Raw genomic sequence first — 25,980 nt, 5'->3', positions numbered from 1 at the left:
CGTAATAAAAGCCTTATTTTGTTACGGGGCAAGATGCATCAGACCGAAGGCTTACAATGTTTTAAACTTTTCAATTTTTACTTTCCACTTATTACGCCCGCCTGACCGGGCAAAATTTAAAGGGTCCGGCCTGGGCGATGCGCGTTTGTTAGCGGTAGTTTTTGGATTCACTTACTTCTCCATTAGTATATATCTCCTCCAACTCTAGAATTCCATATTCATCCCAATATTGCCAAAGCCCTTCTTTGTTACTTAATACATAAATTCCTGAAGCATAGAGTTGGCCATTTCGATGCCAATATTTAGCCTCACCATCAATTTTTCCATTAATTCGATTCTCGAGTTGTTCTGGTTTTCCATTATCGTACCAGTGTTCCCATAAACCAACCTGTTTTCCCATTGAATAAATTCCTCTTATGCGTATCTGTCCATTATTATAATAGGTTATAAATTCACCATCTTGATTCCCATTTATAAAAAATTCTATAGTTTGTATATTTCCACTGTTGTAGTACCAGGTCCATTTTCCTGTTCTTTCTCTATTCAAGTATTCCCCTCTCACTTGTAAAATTCCATTGTTAAAGTATGAGAGATACTCTCCAGTGCCATCCACAACTGTTTGTGATCCGTCCTTCAACCAATAATTAATTAAATTACAATGATAGAAGTGTTTTTGATAATTCTCAACTTCACAATTGGACTCTGATTCTTTGATTCCACTTTCATACCATTTTTCATTTAATCCTGCTAAACATCCATCTTTATAATGACCTTTTTGTTGTATATTACCATTTGGCCAATACGAAATTGATTCTCCATTTATTTCTCCATTTCTATAATGTAATCTCAAACCGATTTGAGTAGTATCAGTTTCACAAAACGCGATCCAGACGCCGTCAGGTAAAGAATCAGGACGAATAAATAAACCATTTTTTGGAAAAAGTGCTTCAAAATAATGAATCGTATCTTTATCCTCTTGCGCCAGCAGGTTTATAATCGAAATGGATGATAGAATAAGTATAATTATTTTTTTCATTTTCAAAAATTACCGCTAACGGATGGCGGTATGAAAAGTTGCCGATTGAGGGCGATTTCCTATCAAGTTACACAAAAGTGGAAGCGGGCTACAACCCTTGAATAACCTACTGAACCGGCATTTTTTTTTATACGGAGTGTTGTATGCTGGCGCTTATTAATCATTTTTCCAGTTGTCTTTTTTTATCATTCCTCTATTTATCATATCAATAGAGCCTATTGCTGTTAAACCATGAATTGAATCTTTTTTTTCAATCTCCTTTAGTATTTTTATTACATCTTCTCTAAAAGTATTTGAAAGTTCTACTGCTGTCCAAATCCGAACAGATTCATTATCATGTTCTAATAGTTTAAAATACAACTCGTGAAGAGTTTTGTTATTTTTGATTTTAGGAACCAAACTCATTATTTTTTTATGAATTTTGTTAGCATTCGTTGAGTCTCCAGCCAATATAAATTCTCCATGTTTAATGGCTAAATCAATGTATTTGTTTAACAGTTCGCTCATTATCGGGTATAATTAAGTTCCTTTTTCAATTATTCGAAAAGGTAAAAACAATTGGACAAATTCCATAATTATCAATCATTTCCAGTGTCCGAGAAATGAATCCTGTCAAATTAGTATGTGGATATGATTTGCAATCTTCTGGTCTATCCAAATATATTGAACAACTCTTGCCTTTAAGATATTTACATGGGGTATCCTTTAAATATACTATTTCCTCATAATTGTCTTTCTCAACAAATCGAGATACAAAATCTGCTGATGTTAGTTTTTCCATTTCAGATAACCTCTCTATTTCTGAATTAGTCAAACATGGTCTTAAAGATTTACAGCAATTACCACATTTTTGACAATCAATCAGGTAAGTAATATCTTTGTTTAATCGGTGAACATTTTATCAACTTTTTTAAAATCCTGTCCTTTAAGATAAGCTCTGAAATCAAAGTTTTCTTCTTCGTTTTGTACTCCAAGTTGAGCAATCTTTACTATATCCAATTCCAAATGTTTCATTTTAGTAGAATGTTCTTTGCGCTTGCATACAACGTTGTGCGCAGCGCCCTGGGCCGGGTTAATTTGCACGGCTAGGTGGGCGCCGGTTTGCGTAAAGTTAATAAATCAAGGATCTCGGTACCATATCGCCCACCTGGACGGGCAAAATTTTAATGTCCGGCCTGGGCACTGCGCGTTCGTTATAAGCCGGGCAAATATTTATTTTATTTCAAACCTTGCAAGAACAGAGTACTGAAGTTTGATTTTTTCAAATTCTATTGTTGGTAGACGTGTTTCAACCCCATTTGCACTTTTAACAATAATATTAGCTGATACTACTGCAGCTTTCCCTGATAATCTATTTATTATCTGCAAATTATCTAATTCTTGAATATATAAAGCCCTACCCAAAGACTGATCGATAGCCATTACTAATTCATTCGCCTTTTCTTTTGCTATTTTAACTGCATTCAATTTAACTTGTCGCTGTAATTCCTTGATATTTGAGTGATCAACTCTGGAAACAGATACATTCGAAATGCCAAGTTCTGCTAATTTTTGGATTACTTCACCAGCAGTTGCAGCGTCTTTGACTTTAAGTTCATATTCTTTTGATTGGTATATTTTATTTTCCTTAATAAAATAATATTTAAAGTTACTTGCCAGGTCGATGATTGCTAAATCTTTATCTAAATCAATTCCCAAGGTATCCAATCCCTTAATCATTGATTTCTCAAGATTATCAAGGGTGATTTTACCCTTTATATCACTTTCATTCAGAGTTATATTCAGATAAATTTGATCTGGAACTATCTCAATTTCAGCAGTACCGGTGACTTCAATATAATTTTGATCAATAAAATTCTTTTCTCCTGTTTGTGAGAAAGCTAAAATTGAAATGAATAAGCTTAAAATGGTTAAAGTCGGTTTCATTGTTTTCTTCATAATTTGCATGGCTTATAACGTTTTGCAGCTTGCCGAAGGCGGGGCTTTCGTAGCACCAACCTGTCAAGCTACTACTAATGTTTATTCGGAGCCGAAAAGTTTCTTTAACCACGACTGCCCCGCTTTTGGCAAGGTGCTGTTATGGGGCGTAATTTTCAGCTCTACGTTTTTTCTTTTTGCAAAGTCCTCAAGTCTACCAACCCATTCTTTATTTACAGTCGGCTCAGATTCAGTTCTAATTATTTCTCCATTCTTTGTGTGAATCTCGCTTACGCTTGGCTTTGGTGTCAATGCTTCATTATACAGTTTATTCCAAAATATCTCCGCTTTTTCGCGTTGTCCATATCGTTCTAAAATTAAAAACTTTCCTATGGGACTTGTAAGGGGTTCATACTTCCATTCAAAGAATTCAAGCCATTTTTTTGGGTCTGAATACTTTTCATAAAAGGGAACTGCAAAAGTTACAAGGTCTTGATTAATTTGTTCTTTGAGTTTTGAAAAGTCAGTTCGCTTATTCAAGTCATACCATTTGTCACCTTTGTTCATTAAGTGTCCTAGACGTAGCCTAATTTCGCAGTCGTATTCTTTTGGGAATTTAGAGAGTTCTTTGTTGTAAATTTCATAGTAGGTTTCTTTGTCAATTAGTCCAAGATTAAAAACAAAAGTCTTGTCGACTTTAGAGTTCCATTGGCTTTGCTGAACATTAAAGGCTTGTCCGATTCCGTTTATTTCTCTATAATTCCCCCTATTCTTAGGACAGTATTTAATAAATATGTTGTTATTGTTAATATGAGGGGGGTCTGGGGGGAGACTCATAACTTGCCTTTTTTGTTGATAATCCCTGTATGCCTTGATAATCCTCATGCTGCGACCTCCCTTACTTGTTGATAGACGGTAGATGGCGTTTGATCATCAAGGCTTTGGTGCCTTCGTTCGTCATTGTAGTACCGGAAATATTCCTTCAACCCCTGGTAACATTCCAACCCATCGGATGCCGGAAACAGGTACACATGCTCATACTTGACACTGCGCCACAGGCGTTCGATAAAAATATTATCAATGGCTCTTCCCTTTCCATCCATGCTCAGCCGGATCTGAAGCTCGTTCACTACGTACTGGGTAAATTCAGCTGCCGTGAACTGGCTGCCCTGATCCGTATTGATGATCTCCGGCTTGCCGTTTTGCCGTATGGCTTCAGCAAGGGTTTGCCGGCACCATTGGGATGTCATCGTATTGCTTAAGGACCAGTTCACCACATAGCGGCTGAACAGATCGATCACAGCCACCAGATAGAGGTATCCACCCTGGACCGGGATATAGGTGATATCCATGGCCCACACCTGGTTGGGGTGGTCAATCACAAGATTCCTTAGCAAATATGGGTATACATTATGTCCCTTGCTGGGTTTGGACGTATTGGGCCTGGGGCACATCGCCTGTATGCCCAGCAATCCATACAGGCGCTCCACCCGTTTGTGGTTCACCGTATAGCCCTTGTCTTTGCACAGCCATTGGGTCATCCGGGGTACACCCAGCCAGGGATGGAGCATGTGCTTCTCGTCGATCATGCGCATCAGCTCCAGGTTAAGGGGTGTCTCCGGCATGGGATGATAATACAATCCGCTGCGATGGATCTCCAGCAGCTCACATTGCCTGACAACACTCAGGGGATGCGCCTTGTCAACATGCTCTCTTCGCTGAACAGCATCCTGATTCATGACAAGGCTTTTTTTAAAAAATCAATCTCCACTTTCTGCTGTCCAATGATCTTGTACAGCCGCTCTTCTTCTCCTTCTTTCTTCCTGGCTGAATCAGTCCCGTTGCCGAAAATACCACTGGCATGCTCCATAAAGTAACTCTTCCACCGATTGATCTGATTGGGGTGGATCTCATATTTTCTGCCCAATTCCTGGATCGTGTAGCGCTCGCTCAAGGCTTCCAGGACCACCTTGGTCTTAAAATCCGCGCTGTGCTTCTTTCGTGTTTTCATGACCGTGAATTTAAGTAAAATCTACCTTAACTCACTGTCCTAATTTTGGGGGGAATTATACTCTGTAGAAATTATTTCCGTTTTTCTTAAACCCAAGTCCTTGGAAAATAGGTACAACTATTTCCTTTAATAAAGCTTCAAATTCTATTTTAAAGTCTCGGTCTGTCATTTCTTATTATGCCCCATAACGTCTGTGTATATTCATTGAATTTATTTTCAATTTATCAGTATCACAACTGAATATACACACCCAAATATCGGTGTATAAATGCAGTTAATACATTGATAAAATCCCTTCCAAAAAAATATACCATCAACATTTATTCAACAAATGTGAGAGTGAATTTAAAAGAATTTGTCGATAATTTGAAATTTCTTCTCAAAGCCTTAAAGATACAAAAAATTAGATGAAGTGCGAATAAAAAAAGGGAGCCTTTCGGCTCTCCTTTTTCATGCCATCAGGTTTTCATCGGCGAAGGAAAAGTAGGTGCCGTCCGGAGTAATGATCAAATGGTCGAGTACCTGAATGTCTAGCAGGGATCCGGCCTGAATGGCCTTCTTGGTCAGGGTAATGTCAGCCTGGGAGGGTTCATGGTTTCCTGAGGGGTGGTTGTGCGCCAGGATTATTGAACTAGCCGCAGCCAGCAGGGCTGTTGAGAAGATCACCTTGGGATCGGCCACCGTACCGGAAAGGCCACCGATGGAGATCAGGGCGTAGCCGATGACTTTGTTGGCCCGGTTCAGGCAGAGGATGTAGAAGGCTTCACGGTGAGAGAGGTCGGAGCCCCATACATCCCGCAGGATGTTGCTGGCATCCAGGCTGGAGGAGACCTTGTTGCAGTTGGTGTAGGAAACTACTCCGTAGTTCACGCGAAGCTCGCGCACAAAAGTTTTGAATAAGGGCAACAGATAAATATCCAACATTCGAACATACGAAGGCGAGGGTGATTTGAAGGGCGAAGGAGATAGATAAATGGAATTACGAAATCTGATTTCTGCGATCAATTCTACTTTCGCCCTCGCCTTTCAGTTCTACTTCCACTTCGAATGTTCGAATGATCTGAGATCTTCTCCCCGTCCTTTACCGATTTTTCGACGGCGAAGTAACTTTGCGTAGAAATTTTGAATGATGAACAGAAAATGAGGGGTATTGGAAAATGAAGGTTATCCTTTTGGAAGGGCACTAACGTTCCGCGAATATGTGAAGTTGGCCGATTGCATATTTAAGTGAAGGCGGAGCCGGAACCGCATATTCGCTGTTAAATGTAGTGCCAGACCTCCTTGTTTGCCCCCATTCAAAAGTACACGGATGTACTTTTGGGGATTTAATTTAACGACCGACCTCATCTGACGAAATATGCAGAGAAGTTCTTGCTCAGGTAGTATTTTTATTATGTGGTACATCGACTAACTCTTTTGACTATTTTTTTACCCGAAAAGCAGTTGTCCTATCAACCAAATTGATTGTCCAAAATTTGAGATTAATTGCTCGCCCTGTCTCAGGAAGGACTTGCTATCGTCAATGCCAGCGAGGTTTAAAGCATCTTTTATCTTCGAGCTGGTGGGGTGCGCATCACCAATCCGCATATCATATGCACCTACAATTGGACCAAAGACAAGTCGAGCTTTGTCAGACCCTACTTTCTGGGATAATACGTCCTCAAGAAGCTTATTCGAACCGAGTTTTTCCTTCTCTGCATGCATTGAAAGCTTACGGAGTTCACGTACATTGAGCCTATCCGAGAAAACGCGAACAAGTTCTTTCGCTAATCTAAGTAATGATGCCTGATCTCTGCTAGCGAATCGAGAAACGTTTTGCATGATCGAGGCATCAACTATATCGTGAGTAAATAGAGAAATGTGAAACTCTTGATGGAATCCCGCTTCTATCATCCGCAAACTCTCGATAAGCAACCCTTCAACTGCATGTGTAGATGCTGGTTGAGCTTTCACCTGGGCTGATATCAACTCAAATGAAACCTTTCCATCAGGCACTACGTTATTAGCAGACCAAATGTGTTGCTCCCATGCGTCAAGGCGGGCAATATCATAGGCGTATACCGTAATTAAATCCGAGTTGTTAATTCCAAAGTGCGTTACATACCCAGAGGTGGAGCAAATACCGCCTGTTTCCGCCGTATACCATTCAAGAGAAAAGCCTCGAAAACCGAGAAGCTCGTTGACTACGCTAGCGCGGAACCACAACCATCGGCCAATGTTTTCATTGTCTAAATCGGCAGAAGCCATACGCGTTCCGTCAGTCTCTACGATGAATTGCGGAAGAGTCTTATCAGCATCCCCTCGAACACGCACGCTTTGCCCTTGGTGTTCAATCCATTCGTCTCGCCAAAACTCGCCCTCCACCCGTAAACCTTGATAACCACTCCTATATCCCTGTGAGCTTTCATAGTCAGTATTGTCATCGCTTTCCGGACACATCACTGGGGCGTCTTCGTCTTCATCAATATCAGTTCGCCAAACCCGTAATGAAGCCCAACTTCCCCCAAAGACATCTTCCAGACTGCGAATTAGGAGCTCAAATCGCCCGCCGTCTCGTTGTACTTGTAGATCCTTTAGACTCGCGTAAGTGCTGCCTTCAAGTGTCGCGATATTTTCTACTCTTTGACGGTAGTAAGAGAGGCGAAGTGAAAGGTTCCTTGCTGCCAAATAGTCTAGGAGAAATTCTCGCTTGATCTCGATAAGGCGATGATTTCCTTTTTCATCAAGAACCTCACGAGCCACGACAACGAAATTTTCTTCCGGCCTTACCCAGTTTGTCCCATCCTTTATCAGATGAAGCGCAACAACTATATCAGGATTCAGTATCCATAGCCTTCCTCCAACAACCGGTTGAGGATGCTCGAAGACAAGGTGCACTCCGATTGGTTCTTTGTCGCTGTATTGATACTGTTCGATGGACGAGTAGTAACCATCCTCGTAAGCATGCGGCTGCACACTGCAACCGATTCCAATATTACTCCAGTCAAGTCGTTCCACTACTTCCCGATGCTCCGGTGGGAACGCAACAGACCCACATCCAAAAAATTCGCTGACGTAACCTATATCTCGAACCTCACCCTGCTCGTCATTACAGGATGCTCTCAAGGGAACCCAGGTCGCACTAGAAAAGGCTCGGCGAGTTTCTTTTTTTTGGAGAATCCAGTCTTGATTCATCGATAATGATTTATCATCAGCATAGCATCATATTAAGAACTTATTTATAGTAAATCGTAGTATTTGTACATTTCCATCCTCTTCCTTATGTCGAACCTTGAAGGGTTAGACACTACAAATCCGTCTGGCATCACATTTAACACTATAGGATTATATCTGCAAGATTCTCTAAAAGTATATATTTAGCAATACTTCATAAAAATTGCAGATAGAATCGAGTTGTACTAAGCCGCCTGAAGATCAGGATTTACTGTCAGGTCCTTAGTAAATTTTATATATTCAATAGTTGTCCTTTAAATATTGTTCGATGTATTTCAACTTTCTTCTTATAAATTCGACGTCATCACTATCAAGATCTAACTCGTAACTTTCAGAAAGCTTTTTCTTGTATCTATTTTGAACATCAAGGATACTTTCATATACCTCCTTAGGTGTCGCAGGATAATTTGTCTTTTCCATAAGTTACTTATTTAAAACGACATATAAAAAATATTTACTTGATTCTTCCATTTCGCCACCACCTGATTGATCGTTTTTACAAATTTTGGGATAAAGTTTTGAGAATTTATCAATCATTTGATTTTCCAAATCTGTAATTGATCTTTCATTTGAAGATGAACAGATGGGAATGATTTTATCAAATTTATCTTTATAATCTGGCATTTCCAATCGTTCGCTAGGTTTTTTGCCAGTCATTCCAATTTTAAAAGTTTTTGAATCTTTGACCAGTTCATCAATTTTTGTAATTATTTCTTCTTTTGTCATAATGATGTAATTTAATTTGATTAATTAATCTGTTAGAAATTTAAAAACACTACTGCCAACTTCCTAGCGTAGCGCCTTAGCCCGGATTATGAATGCTCCATACGGAGGGATTCGGCGCTCAACGGATTAAGGTTTAAATTCGTATTTCAAAGAGCACCAGCCCTAATTGAGTAACTTGTAAAGTAATCCCGGGCTGTATACTGCGCGTTCGTTATGCATAAACATCTTGATAATAATCTAGAAAAAAGTCATATACTTCTTGCTTAAGAATACTTTTATTCTCTATATCGATCACTCCTCCAACTAAAAATAAGACCTCTTGTTCATATATAGGATGACCACTAACATCAAAGGTATTAGTACTAAGTACGCCATGCTCAATTTCCCAATCTTTCAATTTGGATAGATCAGGTTTATAATTTGCAGGTAGTCCAAATGTTAGCAATGGTTTACATATTACATGAGCAAGGAATTTATATTGCTTATCTTCTGGATCTATATATGTGTAAAACTTATCGACTCTTTTGAATTCTATTTCCTTTCGGAGTAATTTCACTTTGCCTGTATAATGCCAAAATTCAGTACTAACATAAGATAATATATCAACTGGACGTTCAAATAGGTCCTTAATAATCTGTTGATAATTGATTTTTTCCTCAAGGTATTGTTTGTCAATAAAATCAATTTTAAAGCCATTGATAAAAAGGAAATCTGATATTGAATTATATATTTCTATTCTGTCTAGTATTTTTTTCTCTATTCCTTTACGAAGAAACTGGTTTTCCTTAAATATGTTGTCGTTTGAAATAAGACAGACTTTATCTCCGTAATTATATCTTTCCTGTGCAACGGCGACTAATGAATTCCAAATCAAATAATCTCTTGTGTAGTCTTTTGAGGATTTATTTTCCACAAGAAATTCAGTCAACTTTATTGCATCTGTTTTTTTTGATTTAATCTTAAAATGTGGACTGTTTAACTTAGATTCAAATTCGGAAAGTGCATTCCGCTTTTTAGTTTCCAAATTAGGTAATTTGATATCCTTAAAATAAGGTATAGTATTCAAGGACCTTACTATTTGTTTTAGCCTATCAATTCTTTCATTTAAAATTTCTTTAGAAAAATAGTACTTAAATTCTATTGCGACAATATCACTTATAGACATCTCATAGCCAGATGCATAACAAAAATTTGACAGATTAACATAATCAATATGTTCGAAAAACTTAATTCCAAGTTGTCTATAGATATTTGTGTCGAGTACAATAAATCCTGTCATATTAAATATAGGTGGTTATGCATATTACTCTAGGGTTTTATCTGCAAGATACTCAAAAATTAGACATTGAGCAAAACTAAATACAAAATTGCAGATAATATCGAGTTGAACCAAGTTGATTAAGCATCAAGAATAACCGTGGTGGGTATTCAATATATTTTCCACGTTGAAGAAAAGAAAATCCGATTATGATCAGATGATAACCAGGTCAAGCATGGGCGCCATTAATACTAATCAATGATAGGTGTACGCGGTAATTAATAATGAATATCTAAGCTATACGAATAAAAAAAGGGAGCCTCGCGGCTCCTCTTTTTATGCCATCAGATTTTCATCGGCGAAGGACAGGTAGGAATCCGGAGTGATGATCAGGTGGTCCAGCACCTGGATATCCAGGAAACAACCTGCCTGGATCAGCTTTTTGGTCAGGGCTTGATCCGCGGCAGAGGGTTCGGTGTTTCCGGAGGGGTGGTTATGAGCCAGGATGATCGAGCTGGCGTTGGCCAATAATGCGGTTGAGAAAATCACTTTGGGATCTGCCACCGTACCGGAAACACCACCCAGGGAGATCAGGGCGTATCCGATGACCTTGTTGGCACGGTTCAGACAGAGAATGTAGAAGGCTTCACGGTGCGAGAGGTCGGAGCCCCAGACATCACGCAGGATGTTGCTGGCATCCAGGCTGGAGGAAACCTTGTTGCACTCGGTGTAGGAAACTGCTCCGTAGTTCATGCGAAGCTCGCGCACAAAAGTTTTGAATAAGGGTTGTGTGTTCATGGCTAGAAGTTTTGTGCAGCCCGTGAGAGCTGCTGGTTAAAAAAAAATTCAGCCGGAACGACCACGAGCAGGATAACATTAGGTCAAGGAGATGGGTCAGGTTTCGAAGTCATGAGAAAATGAACAGACCCAAGGGGCGGGAATCCAGATGAACATCCATTAACGATTAACGAGGTAGAGGTGAAAGTAGAAATCGAAGACGAGGGTCGAAAGGAATTATGAGTTCAGAAATATTTCTTATCTCGCCATTCCTATGGTAAATCTCCTTCGCCTTTCACCTGGACTTCTACCTCGGCAATCGGTAATGGCTATTCGTCCCGTCCTTGACGAAATTTTAGACTGCGAAGTAACTTTGCAGGATTTTATGAGTAACAAGCAGCGACAAGTTGGCATCAGGAGGGCAACAAGGGAAAACCTGATGGGCAGGAAATTACCAATGGCTGTTTATAATAAGCGGATAATCAGCGCATAGCAACGGGCAAGAATCCTGGGTAAAGGCTCTTTTTGCTTCTTTTTCTGCTCAGAAAAAGAAGTCGCCAGGATTTCGGATCCGGAATTCCAAAAAATAAGCGGCTAAATTCCTCGAATTTAGACGCTTCCGCTGGTTTAAAAGGACTGCAAGTCCTTTTTTATATCCTGATCCCCCGCGCCGCCCTGAGCAGAAACGGTAATTTCCTGGATGAAATTTGCGTGTTATATGTAAACGGGCACAAACCTTCTATTCACAAATTTACCCTCAAATAGCTATATTATATAAAATATTTCTTTGCTATCTTTCTTACTCTTTGAGAAGAGCAGAATTGGGCTTATTGACATTCTGGATGAGGATGGCAGCACTACATTTTATATGGATTATTGGTATGTAGAACTAGCTAATCATCATCCTCAGCCACTTTGATCGGCAACTTAATAAAGAATAATGATGAGAAAGTTTGAGATATTTTAGAAGGCAGCGTCGAAAAAGTAATGACATTATATGACAAAGGGTGTCATTTATTAATGATTAAATCCGGACTGCCATTTATCATAAATATCAATGAATCGAAGAAGAGGAACCAAAAGATCAGTATTTAGCCCCATTAATATTCATAAGAGAACCAACATTGATTTGTAATTCTAGTCCTAGCCTTTTGAGGAGGAATCACGAACAATGATTATTGACGAAAAACTTTTAGGCTAAGATAAGTCGAGAAAATGGGACTACCCAGAACTGCAGGAAGCCATGTGTTAACAAGTCTTTGTATAACTGAAGGGAAAAGTCTCATTATTTAAGGGTCATATTGATATTATATTGTTTACTCCTCTACTTAACAAAGCCACTTCATCATGGTTCTCCCTAAACATCTTTTTTATCAGTATATTTGACTGATAGATTAATTGGACAGTTGTTTTTCTGTTTAATCGTATACAAATGAATCAATTAATACCTCAAACTGGTCAAACTGTAATCATCCGTAACAGACCTGGAATTATTAGAGATGTTGAAAAGTCAAGAACAACCAGTCAAGAAGAAATCCATGGTGTTTGGGTAGATTATATTGACGGTTACACTATACCTGAATCAGAATATATAATCTGGGAAATTGAACACAATCCGAAGATTATTTCCGGATCAAATCTTCCTGATGTCGCTTCCTTGAATATGGTTGATCCCCCAGACTTTTTTCATGCTTATCTCAATAGCATTAGATGGAATGCCATAAATAGAATTGAAAATTTATTTTCAAATTCGGTCGAAGATTATCGTTTGATATCTCCTTGGTATAGTGCTGTTCAGGTTGAGCAATATCAGTTATTGCCAGTAGTAAAGGCGCTTAATATGCCCAGGATCACGATGCTTCTTGCAGATGACGTCGGCTTAGGTAAAACGATTGAAGCAGGCCTAGTTGTGAATGAGTTAATTGCCAGAGGGAAATTACATAGAATATTAATTATTTGTCCAGCTTCATTACAAAACCAATGGGCGGAGGAGATGGAGGAAAAATTTTACCTGGATTTTCAGATTCTAACCCGAAATACAACATTTAATTATCAAAAGGATTTTGGAATTGATAGTAATGCTTGGTCAAGCTTTCCAAGGATAATAACTTCTATTGATTATCTAAGACAAGGCGATGTGCTCGAAAGTTTTCGGTCTGCATCAGATACTTTTAGCAGGGAACATGAAGCTTCTCTACCATGGGATCTACTTATTATTGATGAAGCTCATAATATTTCTTCTCTATATTTTGGGGAAGAAACCGAACGGCTACGAATGATTAAACAAGTTCTGCCATATTTCGAAAATCGCTTGTTTTTGACCGCAACGCCACATAACGGATATACAGAGTCATTTTCAGGTATACTAGAGTTACTAAATCCTTTGGTCTTTGAACAAAAAAGGAAATTAGAAGACAATGATTTCAGGTTTATTGATAAATACGTTGTTAGAAGATTAAAGTCTGATTTTATTGATACTGGGTTGATTAACAAGTTTAAAAAACGTTACATTAATAGGATTGATGATCACTACAAGCTTAATGATTCTGAAAAGGAATTATATGAGGCTCTGAAGCGCTATAAAAATAAAGCTCTATCAATAGTACCTCAAGACTCTCCTAAAAGATTAATGGTGGTTAAATTTCTTTTGACACTTCTAACAAAAAGGTTATTGTCAAGCGTTTACGCTTTTTCAATAACCTGGTGGAATCATTTTGCCGGATCACAGAGTGATGAAATAGATGAAAGAGACATTGACTTGGTATTAAAAAGAGTAGATGAGGATATTTCAGATGATATTGAAAAAGCAAATAGGGAAAATGAAGCGGTCCGAAAAATAGGTTCATGGTTGGCACAAAACAAAGAATTATTAAAAAAAGAAATTAATGAGATTAATGAATTATTAAATCAATTGGGCTGGAATGAGAAAATAATAAATACAGATATATCCAAGGTAAAAATCTTTTCGGAAGATTCGAAATGGATAACCCTTTTGCAGTGGTTGAATAAACGGCTTAAATCGGAAGGAAAATTTAGGGAGGATGAAAGAGTGATAATTTTCACAGAATACAAAAACACTTTAGATTATTTATTACAAAAATTCAAAATTGATGGATTAGAGGAACCAGTAATATCATCGCTTTTTGGAGGCACTGATCAAACTGATAGAAATGATATTAAAACCTATTTTAATGATCCGGAAAGTCCATTAAAAATATTAGCAGCTACGGATGCTGCCTCAGAAGGTTTAAACCTCCAAAAAAATTGTCGCTATGTGATCCATTATGATATTCCATGGAATCCAATTCGATTAGAACAAAGAAATGGCCGTGTCGATCGATTTGGACAAAACAGGGATGTGGAAATTTTTCACTATGCCTCAGATGAGGAAGAAGATCTTCAATTTTTAGAAAGGATTGTGAAAAAAATTCAACAAATTAGAGAAGATCTTGGAAGTGCAGGTGAATTGATCGATAGAAATATTGAAAAGCACTTCATGGGCAATCCTGAGGATAGAGCATCCGCAGGAAAAGATATCGAAGCAATCCAACCAGAATTATTACTCAACGATGATTTAAAGAAAATAACTTCAATCACCGATGAAGAATATACCAGAGTATTTCAAAAATTAAAAGCCACAGAAAAGGAATTGAACCTTACACCGGCTAACGTTGCATATATTGTACAGAATTCTTTTGAACTGGAAGGTGGAAAACTAAGTAAACATCCGATCGAAAATGATGTATATCAAATTGATTCAGTACCCCCAAAGTGGGACAATATCATCAGCAAAACTCTTAAAATAAAGAAGGGAAAGCACGCTGGTGCTCTTTATAAGTTGGTTTTCAATCCTGCTTATTTTGAAAAAGTTGAACACGGATTAATGATTTATTTAAATAAACCGGATGCAAAACTTTTACGTTTAGGCCATCCAATAGTTAAACGGGCCATAGGTTTATTTAAACGTAAAATGTGGAGTGTACCAGAACTTAAATATGAAGAGGGACACTTGAATAAATTCACTGTCAAGAAAGCTGAATTAGTTTCCGGAATTGATCACATCGTTGTAATTCATTGCCTTATTGAATCAACTAATGAATTAAAAGAAACAATTCACCAGGAAGTCATATCAATCCCTGGAGTAATTGAAAGAGATAAGTTTAAAAATATTAACGAGGAACTTTGGAATAATCTAAAATCCAATCAAGGATTGGAACTACGTTCAGATCAATTAAGCGACTGGTTACCACAAATTAAAAATTTATGGATAAATGCTGAAAATGATATAAAATCATACTTAGAAAACCGGGGAAATGAAATTAAAAAAGATTTCGAAAAAAAGCTTCAACAGAATCTTGAAACAGTTAAAAAAGATACTTCTAAACTATATGATGAAAGACTTAAGGAATTAAAAGAAAGACGTGGAGCTAAATACTTGATTAAATTAAAAGGACAAATTGAACAAGAAAAATTAAAGCTCCAACAACAAGTATTATTTGAGGATTTTAATTGGGCCCGCTTAGATAAAATAAGGGAAATGGAAATTGACCTCGAGAAGATTATCAGCGATAGAGTACAATATCTGGAACAAATAATTCAGAGTGAAAAAGATAAAATGATCAAAATAGTAATTCCCCGAAAATATAAGATGCAGTTCTTCAAGCTCTATCCATTAGGGATTGAATTTTTATTGAATAGTAATTTGATGAGATCATAAACAATGGAAGACCTGAATTTTACGTGGTGGACAAAATTACAACATGGTGGAATGATAATTTCACCTGCTGTCTTAAAGGAACTTATACCTCAAGGTTATATATTACCTCCTAAACAGGATTATTATTATTTAAGGGACCATTTCCTCAAATTTAAATCCTGGCATAACAGTACCACCCCAGACAAAAACCTAGCCCCCTTATATAAATGGCTGGATGTTTTATTAGAATCATTTCTTAAACTAAATAACGAACACTGGGAAAAGGAATCACAAATTGCTTTGGGATTTTCATATCAAACATTAATTGGCGAAAATATCAAACCTAACCGCATTTTCTTTCGAAATAACGATGATAAAAAACCAGCTATTGTGCTGTTCATAGATAGAAATCCTAGGATAGGAATGGGTAAGAGCCGGAAGCAATATGGTAAGACCCTGGAATATCTTAGAAACAAGAAAATTAAGCTAGGAATATTGACAAACGGCATTCAAATCAGACTTTGTTATGCAGGTCTTGATCACGACAGTTGGGTAGAATGGAATATCGAAAACTGGTTTGAAGGAACTGAATTTTTAACTGAACTATATGGTTTTTATACACTTTTAGGAGAAAAAGGAATTTATGGAGAAAATGAAAAAGTCTTTCCCTTATTAGATGCAATTGAAAGTTCCAGATCCAGGCAGGGAGAATTATCAGCAATTTTAGGGGAACAGGTTAGACAATCTATTGAACTATTATTGAAAGAATTCAGTAATACCAGGGAAAGATATCCTGATATTACACAAATAGTCAGGAAAAATCCCGATAGGAGTCTTATCAGCGAAGAGGCTGAACTTTCTGCAATTTTTCAGGCTGCAGTGAGGATTATAATGAGGATTGTAGTTATACTATTTGCTGAAGCAAGGCATCTTTTACCAAGAAGTAATGAACTTTATCATCTCAATTATGGTATTGAAGGTTTATTTGAGCAATTGAATAAAGCCAAATCTAATGAATCATCCGACTTCTTAGAACAGAATTCAAACGGCTGGTATCGGCTACTAAGTTTATTTAAGCTGATCTATTATGGCTCACCTTTGCCATCGTTGCAAGTAAGGGAATATCGCGGACAATTATTTCAATCGGGAATTGCAGAAAGCTATGATCCTGTAATAAGAGCATTAACAATATTTGAAGATCAACGTTTTGATTTACCAAATGCTGCTTTATTAAAAATTCTTGAAAAACTAAAATATGGTAAAATAAAGATTAGACAAGGCAGGAAGGCCACTTTTGTTAAAGGACCTGTTGATTTCAGAGAGTTGCGAACAGAATATATCGGGATGATTTATGAAGGTATTTTGGATTATGAGTTAAAAGCTGCTGCGGAACCTATGTTGCTTTTAAACTTTGGATTGCAACCAATTTTACCACTTTCGGTCTTGGAAGGATTATCAGAATCCCAAATTAAAGATTTGTTCGAGAAAATGAAAGAAAAAAACAAAACTGTCACCGAAGAGGAAGAAGAAGAATTGGACGAGCAGGAGGCCGAAGCTAATGATGAAGAAAATGAGGAAGATGAAGTTGAAGGTGTACTAGAGGAAGAGGATCTGGATGAAATAATTAGAACAAATGAAGTTGATGATATTTCGAAAAGAACACAAGCCTGGGCTGAAAAAGCAGTTCTTGCTGTAAAATTGCTTAAAAAGCCTAAACGCGGAGATGATCAATATCTGTTTAACATACATTTGAAGGAAAAAGCAAGTGCCTTAATTATAGAAAGTTTTCGTACAGGTAATTATTATATCAGTCGTTGGGGTGGAACTAGGAAAGGAACCGGAACATTTTATACTCGTCCTCAATTAGCTGTTCCTACAGTCATAAGAACATTAGAACCATTATGCTATACGAATGAAAAGCCACATATTTTGGTTAATTCTTCTTCAGCTATTTCAGAAATCGTTTCGGAAAGGATTGAAAAGTATGAGGCCAAAGCTATTTATCCACGTAAACCTGAAGAAATATTGGGTTTAAAAGTATGTGATCCTGCTTGCGGTTCAGGATCATTTTTAGTGGCTGCAACCAACTATATTACTGAGGCATTATTTGATTCATTGCTGATCAATGCTGATCTTATGAATCCGATAACAGCCAAGAGGAAAATCCTTCCTTTCGGGAAAATCATTGAAAAGCCTGATCCCTTCCATTTTTTACCCTGTCCACCAGATGATGACTTTTTTGAAATAAGGGTTAAAGCAAAACTTAAAAGGTATGTAGTTGAAAACTGCATTTATGGGGTAGATTACAATTCTACTGCTGTCGAATTAGCTAAAATGAGTTTATGGGTAGAAACCATGGACAGAGATTTGCCCTTTGAATTCCTTGACCATAAAATAAAGAATGGCAATAGCCTTGTTGGTGCATGGCTTGATACCTTTCATGAATACCCTTTAGCAGCCTGGTTAAGAGATGGGGGAGATATAAATCACAACACCTCCGTCCATTATGAAAAAGAAGCATGGACAAAAGCCATAAAAAAAAGGTTTAATAGTGTGATTAAAGCCAAAATGGTCGAATTGATTGCAATCAGAGCTGGTCAAAAACAATTCGAATTTGTTGAGGACATTATTAATCCTATTAATGAACACGCTGAGATACTTAAAAATTATAATAGGTTACATACTGCTGACGTATCTATTCATGGATTGGAAGAAAAACAAAAACATTACGAAGAATTATTGAACAGTGCATCATACAAGAAAATAAAATCAAGAATGAATCTTTGGTGTGCATTGTGGTTTTGGCCTGGAGATAAAATCGACTTAGCTCCTGATCCAGTTCATTATTATAATTTATCTGAAGAACAAAATAATCTAACTGGAGTCATTTCCCAGGAGCATAAATTTTTTCATTGGGAAATTGAATTCCCTGATGTTTTTAATGAAACTAGAAGTGGGTTTGATGCAATAGTTGGGAATCCTCCTTGGGAAATAAGCAAACCAAATTCGAAGGAGTTTTTTTCAAATATTGATCCAATATATAGAACTTATAGTAAACAAGAGGCATTAAAACATCAGATTAGGTTATTTTCAAGCAATAAAATCGTTGAATACAATTGGTTGATTTACTCTTCAAACTTCAAAGCATTAAGCAATTACGTGAAGAATACCACAAATCCTTTTGGTGATCAAGATGAACAAGATAATTATAAAATCCCCTTGGCCTCTGGGAAAATAAACCAAACTCATCATTCTACGTGGAGAAAACAAAGAAAAAAGCACATTATTATTACAAAATCATTGCATCCGTATAAGTATCAAGGTAGTGCAGATTTGAATACCTATAAAATGTTCCTGGAATACTTTCTCGCCTTAAAACATATCAATGGGAGGATTGGGACAATATTACCTTCATCAGTTCATAGAGATGATGGAACTTATAATCTTAGGCGCCTATTTCTGGACAACCTTGAATTATTAGTGAAATTTGATAATGAAAAATTGATTTTTAGAGATTTAGAGCATAATTCCAAATTTGATATAATAATCATAGGGAGTGATAAATCCAATTTCTTTTATGGAGCGTTTTTTAGTTGGAAAGACACATCTGTTCTTGAGAATGTTTATGATTTTGCTATTCAGATTCAAAAAAGTGATATTTGTAAAATATCACCTTCAACACTATCAATACCTGATTTGCCTACCTTAAGTGATTATGCGATTGTTAAAAAATTGTATAAAACTGGAAAATTAATTGATCCAAATATTAAACTTGAATCAGAGTTTCATCTGACAAATGATTCAAAACTTTTTACTCAAAGAGGAAAATTGCCAGTTTATCAGGGTAGTATGTTATGGTTATTTGATTATAGATATAATTATTTCGATAACGAGAATAGGAGATATAAGAGAGGAAAACTTGAGACAACAGAGTTTAGACCATATTATCCAATTAATCCAAAGTATTGGGTCAATGAGGAGTCCTATGTAAATAAGTTCCAGAAAAGGCAAATTAATGAGGTTTATCATTATGAATATTACAGAATAGCCTTTAGAATTCAATCTTCATTTTCTAATCAAAGAACTTTTGTGAACTCAATCATTCCAAAGAACTGCTCTGCAGGTAATTCACTGGGCTTAATTTTAATTGAAGATTATTCCAAACTATTGTTACTTTCAATACTATTATCCTCTTTAGTAAATGACTTTAATGTAAGAACAAAAATTTCTTCAAATATTAATAGTTTCTATATTCCTCAATTAGTTCTTCCTGAGTTTTCGCTAATTGAAGAAAAAACAAAATTTATCATTAAAAACGGCTTAAAATTATACGTTACCTCTGAACACTTAGCAGAACTTTGGCAGATAGTTGTTGAATCATTAAACTTAAATCTGCCGAAAACGTGGAACTTAAGTGATTCTGCAATTAATCATTCAGAGAGATTGAAACTACAATCAGAGATTGATGCGGTATGTTTCCATCAAATGAAATTAAATTTTGATGAGGTAAATCATATTCTTTCCACTTTTAAATCTTTGGACAAAAGAGTTCCAGAAGAATATAGATATCAGAACATTGTAAGAACCGCTTTTAATGAATTACAAAATATAGGTATATCAAAATTTATTGTAAATGGGTCACAAGATGTTATACGATTAATTAATGACTTTACGAAAACTGAATATTATAGGATAATTGAATCTAAATCAAATGGAACATACAAGACTCCATCATCAATAAATATAGTGAATGAACCCTTTTCCTCAATTAGTAATAATAAAAGTACTCAGGAGAGTAAAAGTAAAAAATCTGGTCAATTAAAAATGTTCTAAATAGTATGGAAATGGACATTTTCAATCCTATAAAATTCGCGAATAATGTCAACTCCAAGTTTCTTAACTACCAGTTGACAGCTTTCCCTTTATCTGATCCTGATCTTTCTGAACAGGCAAGGCAATTGCTTAAAGGCGGAATCGACTTTAAACCACTGATCAAAGGACCTTATGTTTCTATCAGTCGTTCTTTTAAATGGGGTAGAAACCTGAAAGACCTTGCAAATAAAGGATATGTACATCCGGCTCTACCAGGTTTATCTGATTATCCACAAATGTTCATGCACCAGGACAAAGCTTTGCAGGAAATTTCAAAAGGCCGGCATTGCCTGATTTCCACAGGAACCGGTTCTGGGAAGACAGAAGCATTTTTATTTCCGATTCTTAACCACTGTTTAAAGCTGAGAGATGAAAATGCTTCTGACGGAATTGTGGCCGTGTTGGTTTACCCGATGAATGCACTTGCAAAAGACCAACTGGATAGGTTAAGGTACATGCTTGCCGGTTCGGGAATTACTTTCGGAATGTACATTGGCACTACAGCTATAAATGCAGGGAATATTAAAAATATCCATCGCATGGAAAATGGACAGGGAAAATTAGATTTTCTTGCCCTGAAAACTAAATATCGTGAAATGGAAATGATGCAGGTTTCCCCTGCCGAAGAAAGGCTTACAGAAGCAGAAATTGCTGAACACCCACCCCGCATACTAATTACAAACGTTAAACAATTGGAACTATTGATGACCCGTCCTAAGGACATTAAGATGTTCCTTAATTCTCAACTTCAATTTTTGGTTTTTGATGAAGCACACACCTATTCAGGTATTGCAGGTGCTGAAGTCTCATGCTTAATCAGGAGATTAAGAACATTGGCAGGAAAAGCCGCTGATGAAGTTTGTTGTATTGGCACATCTGCAACAATTGTCGATCCGGATTTAGGTGATACTGCGGGTAAGATATTCGCCCACAGATTCTTTGGAATAGATACCGACAAAATTTCTGTAATCGAAGAGGAGTACGAAACTGAAAAATTCCCGTTGGAGAGGTATAATCCTAACTCACCTAGCCAGGATACCATTTTAATCCTTGAGAAAATACAACTTGCCCTAGAACAATCTAATGATACTCTGTTAGCTGAAGCATATAAAGACTTAACAGGTTCAATATTGTCATTGTCAAACAATGTATATGAATCTCTATTTAATGATTTAAAATCAAATAATTACATCTATTCTTTGTTTACACAACTAGAAAAACCTTTAGGAATAAATGATGTAATTCAGCGTGTTTTAACTCTACTTCTAAGAAAAGACAGAAGTTCAACGGAAAAAAACCGGGCTGAATTATTATGTTATCTGGCACTTGGTTCAGCTGCAGTAAAAGATGACAATCCATTATTAAAGCCCAAATTACATTATTTTGTCAAAGGTTTGGAAGGTGCAGTAATTGCTTTTGAAAAGACATCACCTAATTCCGGCCATAAAATCAGACTATTTCTTTCAAAGCAAGAAGCATCAGAATTCCTAGGATATGACGAAAAAGCTTACCTCCCATTATTCGTTTGTAAAACCTGTGGCCAGCATTATTTTGAATCCTATCACCAATATCTCGATATTGATGGAAAAAATATTAAAGGAGGTCAAGCTGAAGGCAATAATGTTATGTGGGTACCTGCTAATGAACTGCCTGAAAATAGGGTTATTTTAACTGATCGTTTTGTTTCAGAAATTGATGATATTGATGGGAATATTGGGGCACGTCTTGAAAAATCTAGAGAGGAAATATTCTTCTGCCATCATTGCGGAACGCTACAAAAAGACAGGGAAGATAAATGTGCTAATCCTAAATGTAAAAGATATGGTACGATAGTAAAACTTTATATTTTACCAACAGAAAATGGTAAATTAATCGCATGTCCTTCCTGCAAATCAAGAGCAAAAGCTTTTGGTAGAAACATTGAACCCATCCGACCTCTACGAGCTGTAACCGTCTCAGATGTTCATATTTTAAGCCAGAATATGATCAATGCAACAAGAAAAGACAATCAGAAATTAATTGTTTTTTCCGATAATCGTCAGGATGCTGCCTTCCAGGCTGGTTGGACACAAGATCATGCCAGAAGATACCGATTTAGACACTTGATATATCAGTTTTTAAAGGAAAGTAAACAACCAGTATCAATTGGAGATATCGCTGATTATTTATTTCAATTATTCATAGTTGATAAAAGTGTAGGAGTAATCCTGGCTCCCGAAGTTTATGAATTATATAAGCCCGAAGATTATGGGACAAGATTTCCAAACGAATTAAAGTATTATCTCCGAATACAAATTCTAAGGGAATTAGGAACAAGCTTTAATCAAAAAGAGGGACTAGAAGGATGGGGATTACTGAAAGTTCTTTATTCAGGATTGACTTCAGAAAACAATTGGATAAATGAATGGGCTGAGAAATTAGATATCGATGTTATTAAACTTATTGAAGGAATCGCAAGTCTTTTAGATGTTTTTCGAAGAAACCGTTATTTATATGACATCAATGCACCGATATTCAGTAAATCATGGAATGAAGGCGATCTCGAAATTCAGCAAGGATATTTACCCTTAATAATAGGACCCACAAATAGACCGATACCTCCAAAAGGTATTATTGAAAGATCAGTGAATTTTAAAAATCCATACCAGGCAAATTTTAGATCAAAAAGGGGTCAGTCGTTGCCTGAAAATTTCATAAATAAATGGCAAATAAACAGCAATGAGCTTAAAGAGAGCTTCTTAGATGAACTTTGGCAATTTTTAGCACATGATTTAAAATTATTAAAGCCTGTAACATTTTATGGAAAAAATAGTCGCGTATTGGAAGCAAATATTTATCAGTTAGATGCTTCCAGAATAGGCTTAATATCTCAATGGGAAACATATGAGTGTAATGTTTGTCATCGTATCCACTCCCGTTTAAATCCTTCAAACGCTTGTACTACTATGCACTGCAGGGGATCAATAACTATAAAAGAGCCCTCCTTAGAGAACTACAATATTGATTTAATCACTGGTGAATTTTCTATGTTAAAACCTCATGAACATACGGCACAGATACCAGCAGAAATAAGGGAGAAAATCATTGAGCCTGAATTCAAAAAAGTTAACGGTAAATACAATACCCTGTTTGCAACACCCACCTTAGAACTTGGTGTTGACATAGGTGCCCTGGATATGGTCTTAATGAGAAATATGCCCCCAACACCAGCAAATTATTGGCAAAGAGCAGGAAGAGCAGGAAGAAGACATAGGTTAGCGGTTGTTTTCACTTATGCAAGAAGAAGCAAACATGACCTATATTACTTTGAAGAACCAAATTTCATGCTGGATGGAATCGTAACTACACCAAAATTCAATCTTAGAAATGAGGTAATGGTGCGTAAGCATGTTCATGCAGTAATTCTATCTGAAATGTTGAGGCTTTTACAATTGGAAAATCTTCCTAACGGATTTGAAGAAAATGATATTGCTGAAATTGAAAGCAATTTATTTCAAGCTTTCCCACATTTTATAAAGAAATATTTATTTGATACAGCAGGAAATTACTTGATGAAACCTGTAAATGTTGGTTCGCTAAAAAATTTCATTTCAAAGCATGTTGATCATTTCAACATAATTATTAGAAAGGTTTTTGATCAATACTGGCCTGAAAAGGATCGTGAAATAATTAATAATGCAACTTTAACAACCTTCATTCTAGAACTTGGAGATAAACTTCAGGATTTAATCGATCTTCTTCATTTGAGAATGAAGTGGGCAGTAAATCTTCAGGAAAAATACATCCAGTACCAGGCTCAACGATTACTAAATCCTGAAGAGGAGAAAATACTTCAGCGATGTAAATACTACCTGAAAGAGTTAAATCAGGAAAATCAAGATAACTATACTTTAAATGTTCTTGCCAATGAAGGATTCTTACCAGGATATGGACTTTATGATACGGGTATTAAAGCTTTTGCCCATCAATCATTCGTAGCAGAAGGGAATAAACCAGATTTTGATTTATCAAGGCCGTCATTCATAGCACTACGTGAATTTATTCCCGGAAATTTGATATATGCCAATGGTGGGCGATTTCGCAACGTGCTCTACAGGATACAGGCAAACGACAACAAAGACTTTATTAAAACTGTTTCCGTTAATCTTGATAAAAAAGTCATAAATTTTGAATCTGAATCGCAAAATATTATTGCTTATAGTGATCCGAAGTCATTCAATATTCAATCAATTCCAATTAGTGATTCAGATATCCAATATATCTCAAGAATAAGCGACGAAGAAATAAACCGGTTTCAACTGCCAGTAGTAATATTGGGAAAACCTTCTAAATCCAGGAGAAGCGGGAAGGTATTTTCCTGCAATAATTCATCAATTCAACTTCTTTATGGTCAGAGGATCAGCTTGTTTAATTTAGGGCCAAGTGAGCTAATTGTAAAGCAAAAAGGGTATCCCATTTGCACTGTTTGTGGTGCAACACGTTCACCATTTGCATCAAAAGCCGAGATAGATCATTTCCAGGATTTTCATAAAGGACGATGTGGGAAGATTCCTCAATATGTAGCATTCAGAGCTGAGGACAACGTAGATGGAATTCTGCTGCATTATTTTAATGATGAAAAATCAGCGATTAATGTTATAGAAGGGATAATTATGGGTGCTTCCATAAAGCTAGAAATGGAGCGAAATGACCTTTACACTATGATTTTCCGAAATAATGATGACACATATAATGCACTACTTTACGATCCAATGCCAGGTGGATCAGGATTGCTTGATCAGATAATGGACAATTGGAAAGATATAATAGAAATCTCAATTAGATTACTTGAAAACTGCTCCAATAAATGTGAAGAAAGTTGTTATACCTGCATGAGAACATATACCAATAGCTTTTATCACAATATATTAGACAGGCATCTGACCATTACATTGCTCAGTGAATATAATTATAAAGCAATTTTCGAACATGATCTTGAACCACAAGAAGACATCTCTGAAACAGCAAAGGAAAATAAAGGGACTAATAAAGCGGAGTATGATTTGATTAAAATTTTAAAACAATACGGTTTCCCGGAATTCGAAACTCAAAAAAGGATTCAAATTGGTCCCCCATATAACTCGACAGTACCCGATCTCTATTATGAAGATCAAGCCAAAGAAATCTTCCTTGCAATTTATCTTGATGGGCTCTCAAAACGAATTCACGGCAATGAAGACAGAAGAAAAATCGACTTGGTAATTCGTCAACAATTAGAAGCCATAGGGTATGATGTGATTGAAATTGCTACGTCTGATCTTGGAGATCCAGAAGCATTCAAATTAAGTCTAAAAAGGATTGCATCAAAGATGAAGAGAAAGGATATATTGGAAAATTTATCGACAAAATAGTCTTCAATTTAAATATTCGAAAAATTCATAATATGCCAAATTCATTAGAATTTCAGAGATCTATAACTTAAGAACTTAATATCA

The 25,980-nt window shown here is 36.5% G+C and carries 16 protein-coding genes; 3 read left to right on the top strand and 13 right to left on the bottom strand.

The window, feature by feature from the left end:
- Positions 1 to 148: 148 nt before the first annotated feature.
- From PKI34_06030 to PKI34_05970, 13 genes are all read right to left on the bottom strand, one after another.
- A complete protein-coding gene (locus tag PKI34_06030; protein HNS17361.1) occupies positions 149 to 1,036 on the bottom strand; it encodes a toxin-antitoxin system YwqK family antitoxin in 888 nt (295 codons plus the stop codon).
- Positions 1,037 to 1,192: 156 nt separating this feature from the next.
- Entirely contained in the window at positions 1,193 to 1,543 is a 351-nt protein-coding gene (locus PKI34_06025) for a hypothetical protein (GenBank protein ID HNS17360.1), read from the bottom strand.
- Positions 1,544 to 1,918: 375 nt separating this feature from the next.
- Positions 1,919 to 2,050, bottom strand: coding sequence for a hypothetical protein (locus PKI34_06020; protein ID HNS17359.1), 132 nt, complete (start codon positions 2,048 to 2,050; stop codon positions 1,919 to 1,921).
- A gap of 198 nt (positions 2,051 to 2,248) precedes the next feature.
- Positions 2,249 to 2,974 carry an SIMPL domain-containing protein gene (locus PKI34_06015; GenBank protein ID HNS17358.1) on the bottom strand — a complete coding sequence of 242 codons (726 nt, stop codon included), beginning with the start codon at positions 2,972 to 2,974 and terminating at the stop codon, positions 2,249 to 2,251.
- A gap of 81 nt (positions 2,975 to 3,055) precedes the next feature.
- Entirely contained in the window at positions 3,056 to 3,790 is a 735-nt protein-coding gene (locus PKI34_06010; protein ID HNS17357.1) for a DUF4304 domain-containing protein, read from the bottom strand.
- A gap of 44 nt (positions 3,791 to 3,834) precedes the next feature.
- A complete protein-coding gene (locus tag PKI34_06005) occupies positions 3,835 to 4,692 on the bottom strand; it encodes an IS3 family transposase (protein HNS17356.1) in 858 nt (285 codons plus the stop codon).
- Positions 4,689 to 4,964: a transposase gene (locus PKI34_06000; GenBank protein HNS17355.1), complete on the bottom strand. Its 276-nt coding sequence runs from the start codon at positions 4,962 to 4,964 to the stop codon at positions 4,689 to 4,691. The genes PKI34_06005 and PKI34_06000 overlap by 4 nt, the downstream gene beginning before the upstream one ends.
- 450 nt (positions 4,965 to 5,414) lie before the next feature.
- Positions 5,415 to 5,849 carry a JAB domain-containing protein gene (locus PKI34_05995; protein HNS17354.1) on the bottom strand — a complete coding sequence of 145 codons (435 nt, stop codon included), beginning with the start codon at positions 5,847 to 5,849 and terminating at the stop codon, positions 5,415 to 5,417.
- A gap of 543 nt (positions 5,850 to 6,392) precedes the next feature.
- Positions 6,393 to 8,138: a hypothetical protein gene (locus tag PKI34_05990; GenBank protein ID HNS17353.1), complete on the bottom strand. Its 1,746-nt coding sequence runs from the start codon at positions 8,136 to 8,138 to the stop codon at positions 6,393 to 6,395.
- 279 nt (positions 8,139 to 8,417) lie between these two features.
- Entirely contained in the window at positions 8,418 to 8,597 is a 180-nt protein-coding gene (locus PKI34_05985; GenBank protein ID HNS17352.1) for a hypothetical protein, read from the bottom strand.
- A gap of 3 nt (positions 8,598 to 8,600) precedes the next feature.
- Positions 8,601 to 8,903: a hypothetical protein gene (locus tag PKI34_05980; GenBank protein HNS17351.1), complete on the bottom strand. Its 303-nt coding sequence runs from the start codon at positions 8,901 to 8,903 to the stop codon at positions 8,601 to 8,603.
- A 211-nt stretch (positions 8,904 to 9,114) separates the two neighbouring features.
- Entirely contained in the window at positions 9,115 to 10,182 is a 1,068-nt protein-coding gene (locus PKI34_05975; protein ID HNS17350.1) for a hypothetical protein, read from the bottom strand.
- A gap of 315 nt (positions 10,183 to 10,497) precedes the next feature.
- A complete protein-coding gene (locus PKI34_05970; GenBank protein ID HNS17349.1) occupies positions 10,498 to 10,959 on the bottom strand; it encodes a JAB domain-containing protein in 462 nt (153 codons plus the stop codon).
- A 1,411-nt stretch (positions 10,960 to 12,370) separates the two neighbouring features.
- On the opposite strand from PKI34_05970, the gene drmD reads away from it, so the two are divergent.
- The 3 genes from drmD to PKI34_05955 are packed head-to-tail and all read left to right on the top strand — an operon-like array spanning position 12,371 to position 25,896.
- Positions 12,371 to 15,655, top strand: a complete 3,285-nt coding sequence (gene drmD, locus PKI34_05965; GenBank protein ID HNS17348.1) for a DISARM system SNF2-like helicase DrmD — start codon at positions 12,371 to 12,373, stop codon at positions 15,653 to 15,655.
- A 3-nt stretch (positions 15,656 to 15,658) separates the two neighbouring features.
- A complete protein-coding gene (locus PKI34_05960) occupies positions 15,659 to 20,467 on the top strand; it encodes a hypothetical protein (protein HNS17347.1) in 4,809 nt (1,602 codons plus the stop codon).
- A gap of 11 nt (positions 20,468 to 20,478) precedes the next feature.
- A complete protein-coding gene (locus PKI34_05955; GenBank protein HNS17346.1) occupies positions 20,479 to 25,896 on the top strand; it encodes a DEAD/DEAH box helicase in 5,418 nt (1,805 codons plus the stop codon).
- Positions 25,897 to 25,980 lie beyond the last annotated feature (84 nt).

The organism is Bacteroidales bacterium (assembly GCA_035342335.1).
Lineage (GTDB): Bacteria > Bacteroidota > Bacteroidia > Bacteroidales > JAGONC01 > JAGONC01.
Note: the sequence above shows the minus strand (reverse complement) of the source record. Positions and strands in the feature narration are given on the sequence as shown.

Coding starts and splice junctions, on each gene's coding strand:
- PKI34_06030 (HNS17361.1), bottom strand. CDS start 1,036: ATGAAAAAAATAATTATACTTATTCTATCATCCATTTCGATTATAAAC.
- PKI34_06025 (HNS17360.1), bottom strand. CDS start 1,543: ATGAGCGAACTGTTAAACAAATACATTGATTTAGCCATTAAACATGGA.
- PKI34_06020 (HNS17359.1), bottom strand. CDS start 2,050: ATGAAACATTTGGAATTGGATATAGTAAAGATTGCTCAACTTGGAGTA.
- PKI34_06015 (HNS17358.1), bottom strand. CDS start 2,974: ATGAAGAAAACAATGAAACCGACTTTAACCATTTTAAGCTTATTCATT.
- PKI34_06010 (HNS17357.1), bottom strand. CDS start 3,790: ATGAGTCTCCCCCCAGACCCCCCTCATATTAACAATAACAACATATTT.
- PKI34_06005 (HNS17356.1), bottom strand. CDS start 4,692: ATGAATCAGGATGCTGTTCAGCGAAGAGAGCATGTTGACAAGGCGCAT.
- PKI34_06000 (HNS17355.1), bottom strand. CDS start 4,964: ATGAAAACACGAAAGAAGCACAGCGCGGATTTTAAGACCAAGGTGGTC.
- PKI34_05990 (HNS17353.1), bottom strand. CDS start 8,138: ATGAATCAAGACTGGATTCTCCAAAAAAAAGAAACTCGCCGAGCCTTT.
- PKI34_05985 (HNS17352.1), bottom strand. CDS start 8,597: ATGGAAAAGACAAATTATCCTGCGACACCTAAGGAGGTATATGAAAGT.
- PKI34_05980 (HNS17351.1), bottom strand. CDS start 8,903: ATGACAAAAGAAGAAATAATTACAAAAATTGATGAACTGGTCAAAGAT.
- PKI34_05975 (HNS17350.1), bottom strand. CDS start 10,182: ATGACAGGATTTATTGTACTCGACACAAATATCTATAGACAACTTGGA.
- PKI34_05970 (HNS17349.1), bottom strand. CDS start 10,959: ATGAACACACAACCCTTATTCAAAACTTTTGTGCGCGAGCTTCGCATG.
- drmD (HNS17348.1), top strand. CDS start 12,371: ATGAATCAATTAATACCTCAAACTGGTCAAACTGTAATCATCCGTAAC.
- PKI34_05960 (HNS17347.1), top strand. CDS start 15,659: ATGGAAGACCTGAATTTTACGTGGTGGACAAAATTACAACATGGTGGA.
- PKI34_05955 (HNS17346.1), top strand. CDS start 20,479: ATGGACATTTTCAATCCTATAAAATTCGCGAATAATGTCAACTCCAAG.